Consider the following 15449-nt stretch of genomic DNA (forward strand, 5'->3'; position numbering starts at 1 on the left):
GATGAGCGGCGTACCTGCGTGTGGCGTGGATGGACGGTGGCCGGGCGCGACGCTCAGCTCTTCGGCAGCCCCGGCGGATTCGTGCGCGACTGGTCGAGCGCTTCGGACGCGAGGTTCCAGCGGTCCAGCACCTGCTGGTAGCGGCCGTTCCTGATCAGCCCGTTCAGCGCGACGGTCAGCGGATCGGCGAGGCCGCTGCCGCGGCGCGTCGCGATCGCGATATCGGCGGTGCGCGGCCAGCCGCCGCTGATCGCGCCGACGAGCCGCGTCTTGCCTTGTTGCGCGCTTTGATACGCGAGCACCGAGTTCACGCTGAACACGGCATCGGCGCGGCCAGACTGCACGGCGACGATGCGCATCGCCTGGTCGTCGTAGTACTGGATCTGCACGGGCTTCAGCCCGTGCGCGACGTTCTCGCGGTCCCATGCGAGCAGGATCTTTTCCTGGTTGGTGCCGGCGTCGGTCACGATGCGCAGCCCCGCGACGTCCTTCGGCTCGCGGATCGCCTGGATCTTGCTGTCGTTGCGCACGTAGAAGCCGACCTGGTCCTTGCGGTAGGTCGAGAAATCGAACTTCTGCTTGCGCTCCTCGGTGACGGTGACGTTCGAGATCACCGCGTCGACTTTCCCCGATTCGAGCGCGAGCGGCCAGTCGGCCCACGCGAGCGCGACGATCTTCAGCTTGCGGCCGAGACTGTCGGACACGAGCTGGCCGACGTCCGCGTCGAAGCCGATCACCGTGCGCGCGTCGGTCGCATACGAGCTGATCGGCGGCAGGCTCGGCGCGATGCCGATCGTCAGCGTGCCGGGCTCGGCGAACTTGAACGACGCGGGCACCGCGCGTTCGACCGCCGCATCGGCCGTGCCGCGCGGGCGGCCGCGCTGCTCGGGGCTCAGGTCGAACGTCGCGGCGGCCGCGGCGAATGCGGTCAGGCCGATCAGCGCGGCGGCCAGCGTGCGCACGGCACGGGAAGAAAGCGGTACGGCTCGTTGCATGAAAACGTCCTGTCGTGGAAAGCGGAAGCGGAGATCGGAGTCGGAGGAAGCGGGGCCGTTGGTTGCGCCGTCAGCGCTGCAATACCGGTTCGGGCACGGGCGCCCACAGATCGGCGAGCGTCGACGTGCGCGATGGATCGGCGAGATCCTTGCCGAACCGCAGGTGGAAATACGCTTCGGGGTCGATCGACGAATCGAACAGCCGCGTATAGCCGGTGCGGTCGTACAGCGCCCACGCTTCGGGCTGGCGAAATCCGGTGGTCAGGTAGAGGCGGCGGTAGCCCTGCTGCACGGCGCGCAGTTCGAGCGCGTCGACGATGCGGCGCGCGAGACCCTGACGGCGCAGGTCCGTGCGGGTCCAGATGCGTTTGAGTTCGGCGGTCTGCGCGTCGAAGCGCTTGAACGCGCCGCCGCCGATGGTTTCGCCGTCGCGCAGCAGCAGCACGAACGCGCCTTCGGGCGGCGCGAACAGTTCGGCCGGGTAGCGTGCGAGTTCGTCGCGTGCGGACGCGCGGCTGTCGGGGCGATACGCGTCGTAACGGGTCGAATATTCGTCGATCAGCGCGTCGATCAGCGGTTGCGCGCGGACGTCGAGCGGCGTCGTATCGATGATGCGGTCGGTCGTGGCCATGGGCATCGCGAAGGGCGCGCGATGCGGACGTTCCTGGCGGGGCTCGGGCACGCAGCCCGTCCGGTCTGTTCCGTTATCGCGACGCGGTTGTCGTGATGACGGCAGCCGGTGCGCATCCTGCGATGCACGGGGCGGGCCGCCGCCGTTTCGAACACGTTAGCGGCGCGGCCGGCAAAGGCGAACGAAGCAATTTCGATAAGGATTTCGCGGGAAGCGTCAGAAGGCTTGCAGCGGGAGTGGGGTGGGGATGACGGGCCGCGTTCGCATGCGTCGGAGCGCATGCGCGATGCCGACATGCGAGCGCCTATGCTGCTCGAACTTCGGCGAGTAGATCGGGGTGACGATCCAGGATCTTCAGCAATTTCACGAGGGCAAGCGGCGGATTCGTCTTGCCTGTCTCGTAACGGGAGAACGCGTTGACGCCACCGCCGAAGAGCTCGGCCGCCTCGCGCTGATCCAGCCTCAGCTTCTTGCGTACCTTCGCGATGTACTTCGGGTCGACGATGGTTGCGTTCACCTGCTTGTTGAACTCGGCGATCGCCTCGCCGAGACGGGTCGCCTCGTCGAGATCCAGTATCGATTCCCCGCAGGCCGGGCAAAAATCGCCGGTGATATCGTGGACGACAGTCGACCGGCCTTTGTAGGTATAGGGGATGTCTCGCGTGTCGCGGACCAGCCTGGCGGCACCGCATGCGGGGCACTTCATCATCATCTCTCCTTGAAAGACACGATCAGCACATCGTCGATCACCGTCAGTTTCAGGTACACGTCGCCACGCACCGTCAACGGCCGGTAGACGTCCTGCCAGATCGTGTGGTCGGCGTACGTCGTCATGCTCTTGTGGAAGTCGAGGTCGGTCAGCGACATCACGACATCGAGCGCCTCCCTTTCCGTGAAACCCAGTTGCCGGGCGCCGAATACCGCACTCGTGGTCAACCGGACCTTGCCGGATTCGACCAGCGCCTTGACGAGGGGCAGCTTGCAATGAGGCCTTCTCTTTTCCATTTGCGATCATAACCAAGTAAGTTAATTTGTCAAGTTGGTTAATGACGCACGTATGCCGTCCGTCACGAACGACAGACTGCATGGAAAAGGGATGAATCCGGAACTGGCCTATTGGCCTATGCTCGGCGCTGCCGACGGCTCCGCGAGCTGGAACAGGCAATCGCCGCGCCGTACTTGCGCGGGCACGCGCTTGCACACCACTTCGCCGTCGCCCTTGAACCGGTGCAGCACCGGTTCACGCAACGGCGTATCGGGGAAATGCACCCATGCGGCCGGCTGCCCGGCCTTCACCTGGTCGCCGAGTTCGACGAGCGGCTCATACAGCCCGCGGTCGTACGCATAGACGAAATGGCGGTCGCCGTCGACGCGCATGAAGCGCGTGACGGTCGGCGGCGCGTCGGGCACAAGCGCGCCGTGCAGCAGGCCGATATAGCCGAGGTAGTGCAGCAGCCCGTGGCGGCCGAGCCGGATCAGCGACGGATCGGCCATGCCCGCGCCGCCAAGTTCGGTCACGATCGAGATCGCGCCCTGCCGGCGCGCGGCCGACGCCGAATGCACGGGATTCGGCGCGTGCAGCAGCGCATTCTGCAACCCGAATGCGACCAGCAGCCCGTTGAGCTTCGCGGCTTCGTCCGCGTCGAGCGGATCGATCGCGAGCATGTTGCCGCCGTGGTAGAGCAGCGAGCTGCCGCCCGAGTGCAGGTCGACCAGATACTGCGCGCGCGACAGCAGCGCATGCTCGATGTAATGCGCGATCATCTGCGTCGGCGTGCCGGTCGGGTCGCCGGGGAAGCTGCGGTTCAGGTTGCCCTCGTCGAGCGGCGACACGCGCAGCCCTGCATCCGCCGCCGGGAAATTCGCCATCGGCAGCAGGATCAACTGCCCGCTGACCATCTCGGGCTCGATCTCGCGCATCAGCTGCGACACGATGATCTGGCCTTCGTATTCGTCGCCGTGGTTGCCGGCCATCACGAGCGCGACCGGCCCGTCGCCGTTGCGGATCGACGCGATCGGGATCGGCAGCCAGCCGTACGCCGAGCGGTGCACGGAATGCGGCAGCCGCAGGTAGCCCGCGTGCTTGCCTTGCGCGTCGAGATCGATTTCGCAGTGGATGGGGTTTCGCTGTGAGGAAGGGACGGTCATGGCGGCATCGTGCGATGAACGGAATCTGCCATCTTATCGGGAAACGACCGCCGCGCGGCGCACCGGGGGCGAGTAGCGCCGAACGGTGTCAACCGGCATGCGCGCGAATGCGCATGGGCGAGCCGTTGTTTCGATACGCGCGACCGTGCGCGATGTTGCATCGGTGAACGCATGCCGGCGCGTCGGCCGGCTGCATTCTTGTGTGCGGTTTCGCGCCGATCCCTTGTCGCGACAGGGCCGGCGCGCGCGGCCGGCTTACCGGCCCGATGTTTCAGCTTCGAGACGTCCTTCTTCCCACAGTGCCCAGAAACGGCTGCCGGCGCGATACGGATTCGCGCGCCGCGTGCCGTAATCGGCGACGCCCTGGCGAAACGCGCCGTACAGCGTCAGCGGCGGATTGTCGACGCACGCGGCTTCGCGGGCAGCCGGCATGCGGCGCTCGGAGACGAGCCGCCGGATCAGCGATGCGCCGTCGATCACATCCAGTTCGTCGATGGTTTCGCTGCGGCTGAGGACTTCGACGGTATTCATGTTGGGTCTCCCTGACAACCTGTTTCCCTGACAGGGAGCAATAAGAGTGCCAGCCATGAAAAGCCTTGCCCTGCATCGATCGTGCCGGCTTCTGCGGCCAACGTGACGCGTCGAAACCGACGATGTTACGGAACACGTCACGTGACACGCGAGCGCGCCGCGTGACGTGCGAACACGCAAAGGGTTTCGGAATTGAATCGTCGGGAGGATGCGGACGGCAGGGGAAAGACGGAGGCGCGGCCGGTGCGCGCGGTGTCGGGTCAGCTCGCGGCGGCAGGCGCCACGCGCCGGCTCCCGTTCGAATAGAAGCGGTAGATGCCCTTGCCGTCCGACTTCGCATCGTACAGCGCGCTGTCGGCCTGCCGGATCAGGTCGTCGGGAGAACCGTGCCCGTCGTCGAGCGCGATGCCGATGCTGATCCCGAAGCAGACGGTCTCGCCGATCGACAGCGTGTACGGCGCCGAGATCTGCCGGATGATCCGCGCGGCGAGGATCGAGCACGCGTGCATCGTCGTGTCGTCGATCGCGACGACGAATTCGTCGCCGCCGATGCGCGCCGCAAGCTCGCCGGGCGGCAGCGTCTTGCCGAGCCGCTCGGCGACTTGGGTGAGCACTTCGTCGCCGGCCTGGTGGCCGAAGCGGTCGTTGATCGCCTTGAAGCCGTCGAGGTCGAGATACATGACGGCGAGCGAGGGGCCCGGCATGCGTGGCCGGCGCGCGAGCATCCGCTTGAGCTCCGCATGCAGTTCGTGGCGGTTCGGCAAACCCGTCAGCGCGTCGTGCCGCGCGAGGTGCCGGATGTGCTGCTCGGTCCGGCGGCGCGTGGTGACGTCCTCGACGATGATCACCGCGTTGCCGTCCGGTACGCGGTGGCGCGTGAGTTCGAGCTGGCGGCCGTCGCCGAGCACGATGTCGAACGGCGCGGGCTCGTCGCGGTTCAGCCAGCCGGCGCACTGCGCGGCGAGGCCGGTGTCGCGCGCATCGGTCACGGCGTTCGCGCCGAGCGCCGCGATGACGTCGGGCAGCGGCGTATCGAGCATGATCTCGCGCGGCGAGCCGAACAGTTGCGCGGTGCGCCGGTTCGCGACGATCACGCGACTGTCGCCGTCGATCATGCACAGGCCGTGCGGCATATAGGTGAGTGCGGCGTCGAAGCGCGCGACGAGTTCGGCGTTGCGCTGGCGCGCGGCGATCAGCGCGACGAGCACGCGGTAGTGGCGCTGCACGACCGTGCGCATGGCCGCGAGATAGATCGCGAGTGGCGGCAGCAGCAGCCACGCGCCCGAGCGGTGGGCCAGCAGCGCGCCGACGCCGATCGGCAGCACGCCGAGCGTGACCTGCGTCATCGCGAGCCGCGGCAGCGCCGAATTGCGCGACGCGATGCCGCCGAACACACCGCCCGCGACCATCACCGACAGCGTGCCGAGCTCGACGTCGACGGCTTGTATGCAGCCCATCACGCCAAGGCCGAGCACGAAGCACGCGACGAGCGACACCGGCGCATAGCGCATCGCCCAGTATTCGGCGCGATCGTTGCCGGCGTTGCGTTGCACCGCATAGGCACGCGCGATCGCGAGCCGGGCGGCGAGCAGGCTGACGTCGGCGATGAGCCACACGAGGCACCAGAGCTGCTGCAGCCGGATCAGCGCGATGGCCGCGACGAAGCCGCTCGCCAGCCCGGACAACGCCATCGGGCGGACGTCCTCGAACAGCGTGACGAGCATCGACGGGCGCAGCGCGGCCGTCACACGGTGGTTGCCGGAAGGGGGAGTGGCGAGAACGGAGTTCAGGAGAGATGCCCTGACTGCCATGGTTTTTGACCTCGACACGATGTAGCGATGGCTGGCGATGCCCGCACGGCACGTGGCGGAAGCGCCGGCCAAGCCGGATACGCGCGACATTACCATGAAACATGCGCGGCGCGGAGCGTCCGGGCGCCGGCGCCGGACGGGCCGGCTGGCCCCGGACGCTAGTCGTAAACCACGGCTGCTGAGGTCTTGCGCATTCGACAGCACGGAGGCAGCATCGTTGCACAACGAGACGATGTGCTGCGGCCGACCGGAGACCGGCCGCCATGGGTGGCGCGCTTGCGCGTCGGCAGGCAAACGTGCACAAATCGTCGACGCGTTGCGCGCCGCGACCGGCCGCCGCAGCCCGGCTGAATCCCGTTATAAGAAATTCAATAAGTATTTCATGCGAGAAATACTATAGGCGATATATCAAAAACAATGCCAGAATGCGCGCCGCTCCGAACGCCGCGACACCCTATCGCCGTCCGAGCCGCATCAGGAGGTTCCCCCACATGAAAAACCACGGCCTGTCACGGCGGGGTTTTCTGAAAGCCAGCGTGCTGGCGGGCGTCGCAGTGTATGTCGCGCCCCTGGGCAGCCGCGCATTCGCGGCGCTCTTCGAAGAAAAACTCCTCACCCCGGTCAAATGGGATAGCGTCACCGGCATCCCCCAATTTCGCATCGACGGCATCGCGAAGGTCACGGGCTCGAAAGTGTTCGCCCGCGACGTGCGCGCAGCCGACATGCCGCACTGGCCGCAGCAGCAGTCGCATGCGCTGATCCTGCGCGCCACGCAGGCCGACCGCACGTACGAAGGCTTCGACCTGTCGCTGCTCGGCGACGACCTGAAACCGGACCGCGTGGTCACGGCCGACGATCTCGCGCGCGACGGCGTCGCGTTCCCGGCGTTCTACGGCGACGACATGCTGTTGCCGACTGGCAAGACGCCCGCGTATCTCGGCCATGCGGTCGCGATCCTGATCTATCACGACTTCGCTCGCTTCCGCTTCGCGAAGAACACGCTCAAGTTCCGCGACGACGTGATCCGCTACGGCGCGGTCACGGGCCCGCTCGAGCGCGATCCGTGGGGCACGTTCCGCTACGTGCGCGTGGGCGGCAAGACGGCCTACGACGACGACGTCTATTCGAGCCTGAAGGACGCGCCGATCTTCCCGAGCATGATGCGCAAGCACCTGCCGGTGTGGCCGGACGGCAAGGAGCACGGCAAGCTCGACGAGCAGGGCATGTTCCTCGCGGGGCAGATCGCCAGCGAGCTCGATCATCCGTCGGCCGACTGGCTCGTGTTCGATCGCGAGTACAACACGCAGTCGATCGATACGGCCGCGCTCGAACCCGACAACGCGAACTGCTGGTACGACGCCGCGACGCAGTCGCTGCACCTCGTCGTGCCGACCCAGTCGCCGCTCGAAGTGTCGGAGAACGCGGCCGCGATGGTCGCGAAATGCCGCTTCCCGGTGAAGAAGCTGTTCGTGCATCCGTGCTACACGGTCGGCTACGGTTCCAAGGATCACTTCAATGTGCCGTTCTACGGCCTCGTCTGCGCGCTGTACGCTGACGGCCGCCCGGTGCGTTTCGCGAACGACCGCTACGAGCAGTTCCAGACGTCGCTGAAGCGTCACGCGTTCAAGATGCACTACCGGATCGCGGTCGACCGCAACACGGGCCTGCTGCAGTCGTTCAAGGGCGACTTCGAGGCGAACGGCGGCGGGCGCATGAACTTCTCGCCGTCGGTCGCGATGGTCGGCGCGACGGCCGCGCAGTCGATCTACTACTTCCCGAAGAGCGACCTGGCCGCGGTCGCGATCGCGTCACGCGCGATCGACGCCGGCTCCGCGCGCGGCTACGGCACGCTGCAGAGCATGGCCGCGACCGAGATGGCGGTCGACGAGATCGCCGCGCAGTTGAACATCGACCCGATCGATTTCCGCCTGCGCAACGCGCTGCGCTCGGGGATGAAGAACACGCAGGGCGCGATTCCCGCCGGCGCGCTGCGCGTCGACGAAGTGCTGGAACGCGCGAAGCAGCATCCGCTGTGGACGCACCGTGTCGCGCGCAAGGCCGAATTCGAGGCCGCGAACCCGGGCAAGCGCTACGGCGTCGGTTTCGCCTGCGTGCAGAAGGATTTCGGCACGGGCGCGGAAGCATCGTTCGCGAAGGTCGAGTTCGACGAGCACGGCAAGGTGTCGCTGCAGCACACGGCTGCCGAGATCGGCACCGGGATGTCGACGTCGCAGGCCGTCGCGGTCGCGAAATGGCTCGGCCGTCCGGCGACGGACGTGCGCGTCGCCGTGACCGAGTGGCCCGACCTGCCGGTCGAGACGAGCGGCGATCCGTACCTCATGTCGCAGGCCGACCAGGATCGGCTGAGTGCGAACCCGCGCTGGTCGCCGAACTATGCGTCGCCGTCGAGCGCGACCAACTCGGCGTACTACTTCACGCACAGCACGCGCGAAGCCGCGCGCGCGGTGTTCCGCTACGGGCTGTGGCCGGCCGCGATGTCGATCTGGACGCGCGGCCTCGGCGGCGGCCAGGCCGCGCCGTACACGATCCGCATCGAGGACGCGCGCTGGGTCGACGGCAAGCTGACCGCCGACGGCCTCGAACCGCTGACGTTCGAACAGCTCGCGAAGCAGGCGCATGCGCTCGGCCTGCCGACCGGCGCCGTCGTGCACGTGTTCAACCGCTGGCAATGGACCGACGCCGAGTTCGAAGTGGGCGGCATGGTCGATCGCCTGCCGATCGACGGGCTGTCGCTGCGCGTCGGCGCGCCGAAGACGGGCGACGACAACGGCCCGGTGCCGGGCACCGCCGCGCCGGCCGGCGCGACGACGATGCGCGGCACGCTCGCGCCGACCGCGAACGGTTATCGCGTGCTGGACCGCAAGCGCGTGTTCATCCCGCCGACGAGCCGCAACAACGCGGCCGTCACGTACTACACGGCCGTCGGCACGCTCGTCGAGCTGGCCGTGCACGAAGCGACCGGCAAGGTCGAACTGATCACGCACCACTCGATCATGGAGTGCGGCAACCAGATCTCGCCGCAGCTCGTGTCGGGCCAGTTGCAGGGCGGCCTCGCGATGGGCATCGGCCATGCGCTGCATGAATACCTGCCGCTCTACGAGGACGGCCCGGGCAACGGTACGTGGAACTTCAACCGCTACCAGCTGCCGCGCGCGTCCGACGTCGCCGTGTGGTCGCAGACGGGCGACATCCTGCCGCCGCTGTCCGAGACCGATCCGCCGAAGGGTGTCGCCGAAGTGGTGATGATCCCCGTCGTCGGCGCGATCGTGAACGGCATCGCGCACGCGATCGGCCATCGTTTCACCGACCTGCCGGTGACCCCGCAAAAGATTCAGGAGGTGCTCGCATGACGACCGCCCAAACCGCGGCTTCGGCCGCGAGCGCCAGCGCGGCTGCGACCGGCGCTTCCGCGCCGGCGGCGGCTTCGGCCGCACCGGCGTCCGCCCCGGCCGCTGCGCCGGCAGCCGTCGAGCGTCCGCTCGTCCGGTTCCAGCAGAAGCCGCTGTCGATCAATATCAACGGCAAGTCCGTCGGCCCGATGCAGGTACCCGAAGGGCTGATGATGATCGAGTTCCTGCACGAGTACGCGGGCCTCACCGGTTCGCGGCTTGGCTGCGGGCAGGGCATCTGCCACGCCTGCGTCGTGATCGTCGACAAGCCGGACGGCACGAGCGAGGAAATGCGCACCTGCATTACCGGCGCGCACTTCTTCCACGGCCGTTCGATCCGCACGATCGAAGGCCATGCGAAGCGCAACGACGCGGGCGAAGTGGTCGAACTGTCGCCGATCCAGCAGAAGTTCCTCGAGCACTTCAGCTTCCAGTGCGGCTACTGCACGCCGGGCTTCGTCAACGCGGCGACCGTGCTGATCGAGCGCCTGAAGCGCGAACCGGTCGCGAAGGCCGACGTCGAACGCACGATCACCGAGGCGCTCGACGCGCACATCTGCCGCTGCACGGGCTATGTCCGCTACTACGAAGCCGTGAAGGACGTGGTGCTGACGACGCCGGGACTCGTGAAGGACGCCGCATGAAACGCACATTCGCCCATCGTGTCGCGCGGGCCGCGGGCCTGCCCGTGCTCGCGGCGGCCTGCGCGCTGCTGCTCGCCGCCTGCGGCGGCCATGACGCGCCTGCGTCGAACGCGGCGTCCGGCGCACCCGGTGCCGACCAGGTCGCGCGCGGCCGTTATCTCGTCAAGGCCGCCGACTGCGCGGCGTGCCACACCGCGAAGGACGGCGCACCGTTCGCCGGCGGCGCGAAGCTCGATTCGCCGTACGGCACGTTCTACGGTTCGAACATCACGCCCGACAAGGATCACGGGATCGGCAACTGGAGCGCGGACGATTTCTACGCCGCGCTGCACGACGGCAAGGCGCCCGGTAAGCGCCTGTATCCGTCGATGCCGTACACGTCGTATCGACAGCTCACGCGCGCCGACACCGACGCGATGTACGCGTACCTGATGACGGTCAAGCCGGTCGCGCAGGAAAACCGCGCGCACGACCTGAAGTTCCCGTACAACATGCGCTTCGGGATGTTTTTCTGGGACATGGTGTTCCTAAAGGACAGCCTGCCGGACGCGTCGGCCGGACAATCCGCCGACTGGCAGCGCGGTCGTTATCTGGCGAACGCGCTCGGCCACTGCGCGGAATGCCATACGCCGCGCACGTTCACGGGCCAACTCGACAGCGCGAAGCCGCTCGCGGGCGCCGCGCTCGGCCGCGTGGCCGCGCCGGACATCACGCCGGCCGGCCTCGCCGCACGCGGCTGGACGGGCACCGACCTGCAGACGTTCTTCGGCGTCGGCATCGCGCCGCAAGGCTCGGCGTTCGGCGAGATGTATCCGGTCGTGCACCTGAGCACGCAATTCATGACGAAGGACGACCTGCGCGCGTTGTCCGTGTACCTGCTCGGCGACACGCCGCCCGCGCCGCAACCGGTGAAGCCGGTGTCGGCCGACGCCGCGCAACTCGCGGCCGGCCGCTCGGTGTATCTGGCGGTCTGCGCGGGCTGTCACGGCTTCAACGGCGAAGGCAAGCCGCACGTCGCGGTGCCGATGAACGGCAATTCGACGGTGCGCCAGGGCGACCCGCGCAACCTGCTGGTCGCGATGCTCGACGGCATCGACGAGCAGAAGTTTGCCGGCCTCGAAAACCTGCAGCCGATGCCGGGTTTCGCGCACACGCTGAGCGACGACGAACTCGCGCAGCTCGCGAACTACCTGCGCGCGACGTGGGGCGGCCAGCCAGCTAGCGTTACGCCGGCCGACGTGAAGGCCATGCGTTAAGTCGTGCCGCAGGGCGGGGCGTCGCGCGCGATGCGGCCGGTTTCCGGCGCTCGCGCGCGATGCGTCGCCCGACTTTTTGCGGCGGCGCTTCAGTAGCCTCCGCCGCCTCCGCCACCCCCTCCGCTGCCTCCCGACCCGCCGCCGTACCGGCTCATGCCGGGCCCTTGCGAAGTGCCGCTGCCCGACGTGCATCCCGCCGACAGCACAAGCACCAGCGCCGCGATCAGCGCCGCGGCCAACGTTGCCGATTTCATTGCAATCTCCTTGCAGCGCGCAGGCCGCTGGACAGGCCGGTTCGCGTGAACCGCGCGACTGCGCGATGACGAAACGTTTCGGGCGGACCGTTTATTCCATGCTTTTTGCGTATCGTCGTGCGTGAAAGTGCCGGATCGGACGCGCCGCACGGTGCCTTGGTACACTCCGGCACGCCGCCATTCCGATTCCGATTACAAAAACATGAGTGCCACCATCGATCGTCCACCGCGCAAACCGCTGCGTGCGTCCAGTCCCGTTGTGTTCGGCTGCCTGTCGTTTGCCGTCGGCGGCCCGCTCGTTGCGGCGATTGTGTGGCCGTCCGTGATGCTGGTTGCGTGGTCCGTGATTCACGGTCCGCAGTGGGATACGCTGAAACTCTGCGCTGGCATGGTGCTGATGGTTTTTGTCGCGTCGTTCGTATTCGGCTATTTTCTGCCCGCGGCGGTTGCGGGCGGCATCATGGGCGCGATCGGCACGCGCATCCGGCGGCGCTGGTTCGTGCTGCTGGGGATCGTCGTGGGCACCGGTTCGATGATCGGATACGTGCTGCTGCAGACCTATCTGTTGAAGTTGGATGAAATCGGTGGCATCGACGGGATCGCCATACTCGATTCGTTCGTGACGTCGGGCGTGATGTCCCATTGGCTGCATCGGCGCCTCGAACGCTTGCGTTGAGCATGACCGCGTGCGTCGCGCGATCCTGCGCCACGACGTGCACGACTTCGGTTGGAAGCCCGTTGCGCGATCACTGTCACGGTTCGGTGGTGTCCGGATGCGGCCGGGGCCCGGGCAGGCCCGCAGCCTGCAGTGCGTTCCTTTACGCGATGCCGCCGGCGCGGCTGCATCCTCGGATCAACGATAAACGAGATCGGCGCGGCGGTTCTGCGCCCACGAATCCTCGTCGTGCCCCAGCGCAACCGGCTTTTCCTTGCCGAGGCTGACGGCCTCGAGTTGCGTGGCCGGCACGCCGAGCGTTTCGAGCACGCTCATCACGGCCTGCGAACGGCGCTCGCCGAGCGCGAGGTTGTATTCGGACGTGCCGCGTTCGTCGGTATTGCCCTGGATCAGCACGTGCCGCGCCGGATGGCTGCGCAGGTAGTCGGCGTGCGCCTGCAGCAGCGACTGGTATTCGGGTTTCACGGAGTACTGGTCGAAATCGAAATAGATGCTGCGCTTCGCGAGCGGGCCGTTCGGATTGTTGAGCTCGTCGGCCGCCACCGTTGCGACGGCTTCGCTCGACGGCGTTGGCGCCATGCCGGCATTCTCGGGTGTTTTCGCCGCGTGGTGGCAACCGGCCAGTAGTGCGAAGGCTGCCAGGACCGCAAATCGGTTCGTTTTGCTCATCGTTCGTCTCCAGCGGTTGACTGCGTCGAAAGCGTGGTGCGTGCCACATCTGCACGTACGTATCCGGCCGCAACGGCGCGAAACTGCCGGCTCCGTCACGCGATGCGTTTCGTAAGCCGGCGGGACGCCATATGAAAGAGTGTTGTGGCCGGAGCACCGAAACACGATGCCGCTGCAACTAGATTAGGAAAAATGTCACAGCGTGACCAGTTTCTCCGCATTTTTTGCGCAGACGCGACAGTTCGGGAGACATTCCTGCTTCCGTAGGCGATCAAGCGAGCAGGGTGCCGCGTCGTCAGAACTTGTGACGCAAACCCAGTGCGACGACAACCTGGTTGCTGTTCGCCGACGGCGTCAGCGTCCAGACGGTCGCGTTGAACGCGGGATTGCCGTTGCCGCCGCTCACGCTCTGGTAGGTGCCTTCGAGGTATGCGTCCGTGCGCTTCGACAGCGCATAGTCGGCCTGCGCGACGACCTGGTTCCATTTAGGGCGTGTCTGGCCCGTGCGCGTGTCGAAGCGGCCCATCGTGTAGGTGTATGCGGCGGCGAGGCTCAATGCGCGCGTGACGAAGAAGCGCCCGTCGACCGAGAAGTTGTCGAACACCAGTGATTCGCCCTTCAGCGGCGCGATGCTGGCGCCCTGGAGCACACCCGTCACGCCGTCGGTGGTCGAGTGCGACCATGCGGCGCCGACCGAATGCGGCCCGAACGCATAGCGGCCTGCCGCGGCCCAGATCTGCTGGTTGCCGCCCGTGATCGTCGCGGAACCGTCGACCGTGCTCAGCGCGCCGTCCGGGTTCGGCGCATTGCGGTCGCGGCTGATCTTCAGGTAGCCGGCGCCGAGCTTCAGCGGCCCGTTCGCATACGACAGCCCCGCGCTCCACGCCGCGTTGTTGCTGAACTGGCCCGCGGTGTTCGAGAAGCCGAACATCGCGCCGAACGTCAGTCCGTGATACGTCGGGCTCGTGTACTTCACCGCGTTGTTGATGCGCAGGTTGCGGTTCGAATCGTCGTTGTCGTACGGATGGACCGCGAGGTTGCCGCCCCAGCCGGGCCCGGACGCGCCGAGCGGCGTCACGAAATCGAGGATCAGGTCGTACTGGCGGCCGAACGTGAGCGTGCCGGCCGTCTTCGAGCTCACGCCGATCCACGCCTGGCGGCCGAACAGGTCGACGCCTTTCTGCGACAGCTTGCCGGTGGTGCCCGAGAAGCCGTTTTCGAGCGTGAAGACCGCGGCCATCCCGCCGCCGAGATCCTCGCGGCCGCGCAGCCCCCAGCGCGCCGCGTTCAGTGCGCCACTCGTCATCGCGACAGCACCGCTGCCGGGCGAGCCGGCGCCTTGCGTGCGCTGGTTGGTTGCATAGGTGATCGACGTATCGATCAGGCCGTACAGCGTCACGCTGCTCTGTGCGTGGGCGACGCCCGGCACGAAGCCGGTGATGCATGCGGCAAAAAAGGTCCCCGCGACGCGCGCGCCGGCATGCTTGTTCATTTGGTAGGAATGCATAGGAGTTTTTATCGTTGGCCCGGCCCGGTGGCCGGCAGGTCGCGTCGGCGTGCGGGCCGACGGATCGCGCGGCCATTATTGGAGATCGAGCGACGGTCGATTAAGGCGCTGCACTGGAAAGGTCCTCTGCGAAATCGAGCGGAATCGCGACGTGTCGGCGCAGGCGTCGGGGAGTGTGTGGCGCGGGAGGGGGCGTGTCGAGGTGTCGGCGGCGCGTTTCGGTTTCAGTGCGACATCAGGCCGGTCGAGCCGTCGGTACGGAATCAAATGTCGAACGGTTAACGGCGGGCAATCGGCAGCGCGGCGTCGACGCCACCGCTTCGATACGCGGCACGCACGGCGATCGCCCTGGCTTCGATCGCTTCCGGCGACGGGCACGGTCTCAGTCGAACGACGACGCGCGGCAACACGGCAAGCTGATTGCGCAGGCGCACGATCGACCGGCAACCACGAAACGCCGCCGACGACGCATCCGGATGCGATGCGGCTTCGGCAAGCCCGACGGTCCACTCGACACCGCGATGGCGCCTGACGTCGTCGAGATGCGGCAGGTAGCGTGCATTGCCCGATAACGCGATCAGCAGCGCGGCCCAGTGCGCGCCGCGCCATCCGTGATTCATGTCGCGCGTCAGATCGGCCAGCAGCGGGTCGTCCAGCACGGACAGGCTTTGCTGGCACAGGTAGTGGAAATCGAGCGGTTGATAGCGGACCTGCGGATATTCGCGCAGGACATGCCCGAGTTCGACGCCGGTATCGACCGCGGCAGCAAGAAACCGTTCGGCCGGCGCAGCGCGGTTCAACTGCAAGGTCGGCACGCTCAGGAACAGCCGGCTGATGTCGTCGGGGTGGTAGTGCATCGGGAATGTCGTGGTGTGTGGAGGTTCGTCGCAACGGCGCGCACGGCCGCCGCGCCGGGT

At 67.1% G+C, this 15449-nt stretch carries 14 protein-coding genes; 4 read left to right on the plus strand and 10 right to left on the minus strand.

What is annotated here, in order from left to right:
• Positions 1-53: 53 nt before the first annotated feature.
• The 7 genes from ACTRWB_RS09220 to ACTRWB_RS09250 form a co-directional block, all read right to left on the minus strand.
• A complete protein-coding gene (locus tag ACTRWB_RS09220; RefSeq protein ID WP_048247689.1) occupies positions 54-995 on the minus strand; it encodes an ABC transporter substrate-binding protein in 942 nt (313 codons plus the stop codon).
• 70 nt (positions 996-1065) lie between these two features.
• Positions 1066-1626, minus strand: coding sequence for a GNAT family N-acetyltransferase (locus ACTRWB_RS09225; RefSeq protein ID WP_343494546.1), 561 nt, complete (start codon positions 1624-1626; stop codon positions 1066-1068).
• Positions 1627-1930: 304 nt separating this feature from the next.
• A complete protein-coding gene (locus tag ACTRWB_RS09230) occupies positions 1931-2332 on the minus strand; it encodes a type II toxin-antitoxin system MqsA family antitoxin (RefSeq protein WP_193102115.1) in 402 nt (133 codons plus the stop codon).
• A gap of 2 nt (positions 2333-2334) precedes the next feature.
• Entirely contained in the window at positions 2335-2631 is a 297-nt protein-coding gene (locus ACTRWB_RS09235) for a type II toxin-antitoxin system MqsR family toxin (RefSeq protein ID WP_048247685.1), read from the minus strand.
• A 108-nt stretch (positions 2632-2739) separates the two neighbouring features.
• Positions 2740-3774, minus strand: a complete 1035-nt coding sequence (locus ACTRWB_RS09240; RefSeq protein ID WP_446901672.1) for a succinylglutamate desuccinylase/aspartoacylase family protein — start codon at positions 3772-3774, stop codon at positions 2740-2742.
• Between the two features lie 255 nt (positions 3775-4029).
• Positions 4030-4305, minus strand: coding sequence for a hypothetical protein (locus ACTRWB_RS09245; protein ID WP_048247680.1), 276 nt, complete (start codon positions 4303-4305; stop codon positions 4030-4032).
• 260 nt (positions 4306-4565) lie between these two features.
• The gene (locus ACTRWB_RS09250; protein ID WP_446901673.1) at positions 4566-6116 is read right to left on the minus strand and encodes a diguanylate cyclase domain-containing protein; all 1551 of its coding nucleotides are present in this window, start codon (positions 6114-6116) and stop codon (positions 4566-4568) included.
• 491 nt (positions 6117-6607) lie between these two features.
• Here ACTRWB_RS09250 and ACTRWB_RS09255 point away from each other — a divergent pair, with 491 nt between their 5' ends.
• The 4 genes from ACTRWB_RS09255 to ACTRWB_RS09270 all read left to right on the plus strand — a co-directional run bounded on the left by ACTRWB_RS09255 (position 6608) and on the right by ACTRWB_RS09270 (position 12356).
• Positions 6608-9487, plus strand: coding sequence for a xanthine dehydrogenase family protein molybdopterin-binding subunit (locus tag ACTRWB_RS09255; protein ID WP_446901674.1), 2880 nt, complete (start codon positions 6608-6610; stop codon positions 9485-9487).
• Positions 9484-10170: a (2Fe-2S)-binding protein gene (locus ACTRWB_RS09260; RefSeq protein WP_412024518.1), complete on the plus strand. Its 687-nt coding sequence runs from the start codon at positions 9484-9486 to the stop codon at positions 10168-10170. Before ACTRWB_RS09255 ends, ACTRWB_RS09260 begins: the two co-directional genes overlap by 4 nt.
• Positions 10167-11426, plus strand: coding sequence for a c-type cytochrome (locus tag ACTRWB_RS09265; protein ID WP_446901675.1), 1260 nt, complete (start codon positions 10167-10169; stop codon positions 11424-11426). The genes ACTRWB_RS09260 and ACTRWB_RS09265 overlap by 4 nt, the downstream gene beginning before the upstream one ends.
• A 456-nt stretch (positions 11427-11882) precedes the next feature.
• Positions 11883-12356, plus strand: coding sequence for a hypothetical protein (locus ACTRWB_RS09270; protein WP_446901676.1), 474 nt, complete (start codon positions 11883-11885; stop codon positions 12354-12356).
• A 177-nt stretch (positions 12357-12533) separates the two neighbouring features.
• Here ACTRWB_RS09270 and pal read toward each other — a convergent pair whose 3' ends face one another.
• From pal to ACTRWB_RS09285, 3 genes are all read right to left on the minus strand, one after another.
• Positions 12534-13025, minus strand: a complete 492-nt coding sequence (gene pal / locus ACTRWB_RS09275; RefSeq protein ID WP_446901677.1) for a peptidoglycan-associated lipoprotein Pal — start codon at positions 13023-13025, stop codon at positions 12534-12536.
• A 295-nt stretch (positions 13026-13320) separates the two neighbouring features.
• Positions 13321-14532, minus strand: a complete 1212-nt coding sequence (locus tag ACTRWB_RS09280) for a porin (RefSeq protein WP_446901678.1) — start codon at positions 14530-14532, stop codon at positions 13321-13323.
• Positions 14533-14810: 278 nt separating this feature from the next.
• Positions 14811-15389, minus strand: coding sequence for a hypothetical protein (locus tag ACTRWB_RS09285; protein WP_446901679.1), 579 nt, complete (start codon positions 15387-15389; stop codon positions 14811-14813).
• Positions 15390-15449 lie beyond the last annotated feature (60 nt).

This window comes from Burkholderia sp. YIM B11467 (assembly GCF_052952715.1).

Bases quoted from the DNA above. Each gene is read 5' to 3' on its own strand.
- ACTRWB_RS09280 (WP_446901678.1), bottom strand. From the start codon at position 14,532: ATGCATTCCTACCAAATGAACAAGCATGCCGGCGCGCGCGTCGCGGGG.
- ACTRWB_RS09270 (WP_446901676.1), top strand. From the start codon at position 11,883: ATGAGTGCCACCATCGATCGTCCACCGCGCAAACCGCTGCGTGCGTCC.
- ACTRWB_RS09225 (WP_343494546.1), bottom strand. From the start codon at position 1,626: ATGGCCACGACCGACCGCATCATCGATACGACGCCGCTCGACGTCCGC.
- ACTRWB_RS09285 (WP_446901679.1), bottom strand. From the start codon at position 15,389: ATGCACTACCACCCCGACGACATCAGCCGGCTGTTCCTGAGCGTGCCG.
- pal (WP_446901677.1), bottom strand. From the start codon at position 13,025: ATGAGCAAAACGAACCGATTTGCGGTCCTGGCAGCCTTCGCACTACTG.
- ACTRWB_RS09230 (WP_193102115.1), bottom strand. From the start codon at position 2,332: ATGAAGTGCCCCGCATGCGGTGCCGCCAGGCTGGTCCGCGACACGCGA.
- ACTRWB_RS09260 (WP_412024518.1), top strand. From the start codon at position 9,484: ATGACGACCGCCCAAACCGCGGCTTCGGCCGCGAGCGCCAGCGCGGCT.
- ACTRWB_RS09250 (WP_446901673.1), bottom strand. From the start codon at position 6,116: ATGGCAGTCAGGGCATCTCTCCTGAACTCCGTTCTCGCCACTCCCCCT.
- ACTRWB_RS09265 (WP_446901675.1), top strand. From the start codon at position 10,167: ATGAAACGCACATTCGCCCATCGTGTCGCGCGGGCCGCGGGCCTGCCC.
- ACTRWB_RS09255 (WP_446901674.1), top strand. From the start codon at position 6,608: ATGAAAAACCACGGCCTGTCACGGCGGGGTTTTCTGAAAGCCAGCGTG.
- ACTRWB_RS09235 (WP_048247685.1), bottom strand. From the start codon at position 2,631: ATGGAAAAGAGAAGGCCTCATTGCAAGCTGCCCCTCGTCAAGGCGCTG.
- ACTRWB_RS09245 (WP_048247680.1), bottom strand. From the start codon at position 4,305: ATGAATACCGTCGAAGTCCTCAGCCGCAGCGAAACCATCGACGAACTG.
- ACTRWB_RS09220 (WP_048247689.1), bottom strand. From the start codon at position 995: ATGCAACGAGCCGTACCGCTTTCTTCCCGTGCCGTGCGCACGCTGGCC.
- ACTRWB_RS09240 (WP_446901672.1), bottom strand. From the start codon at position 3,774: ATGACCGTCCCTTCCTCACAGCGAAACCCCATCCACTGCGAAATCGAT.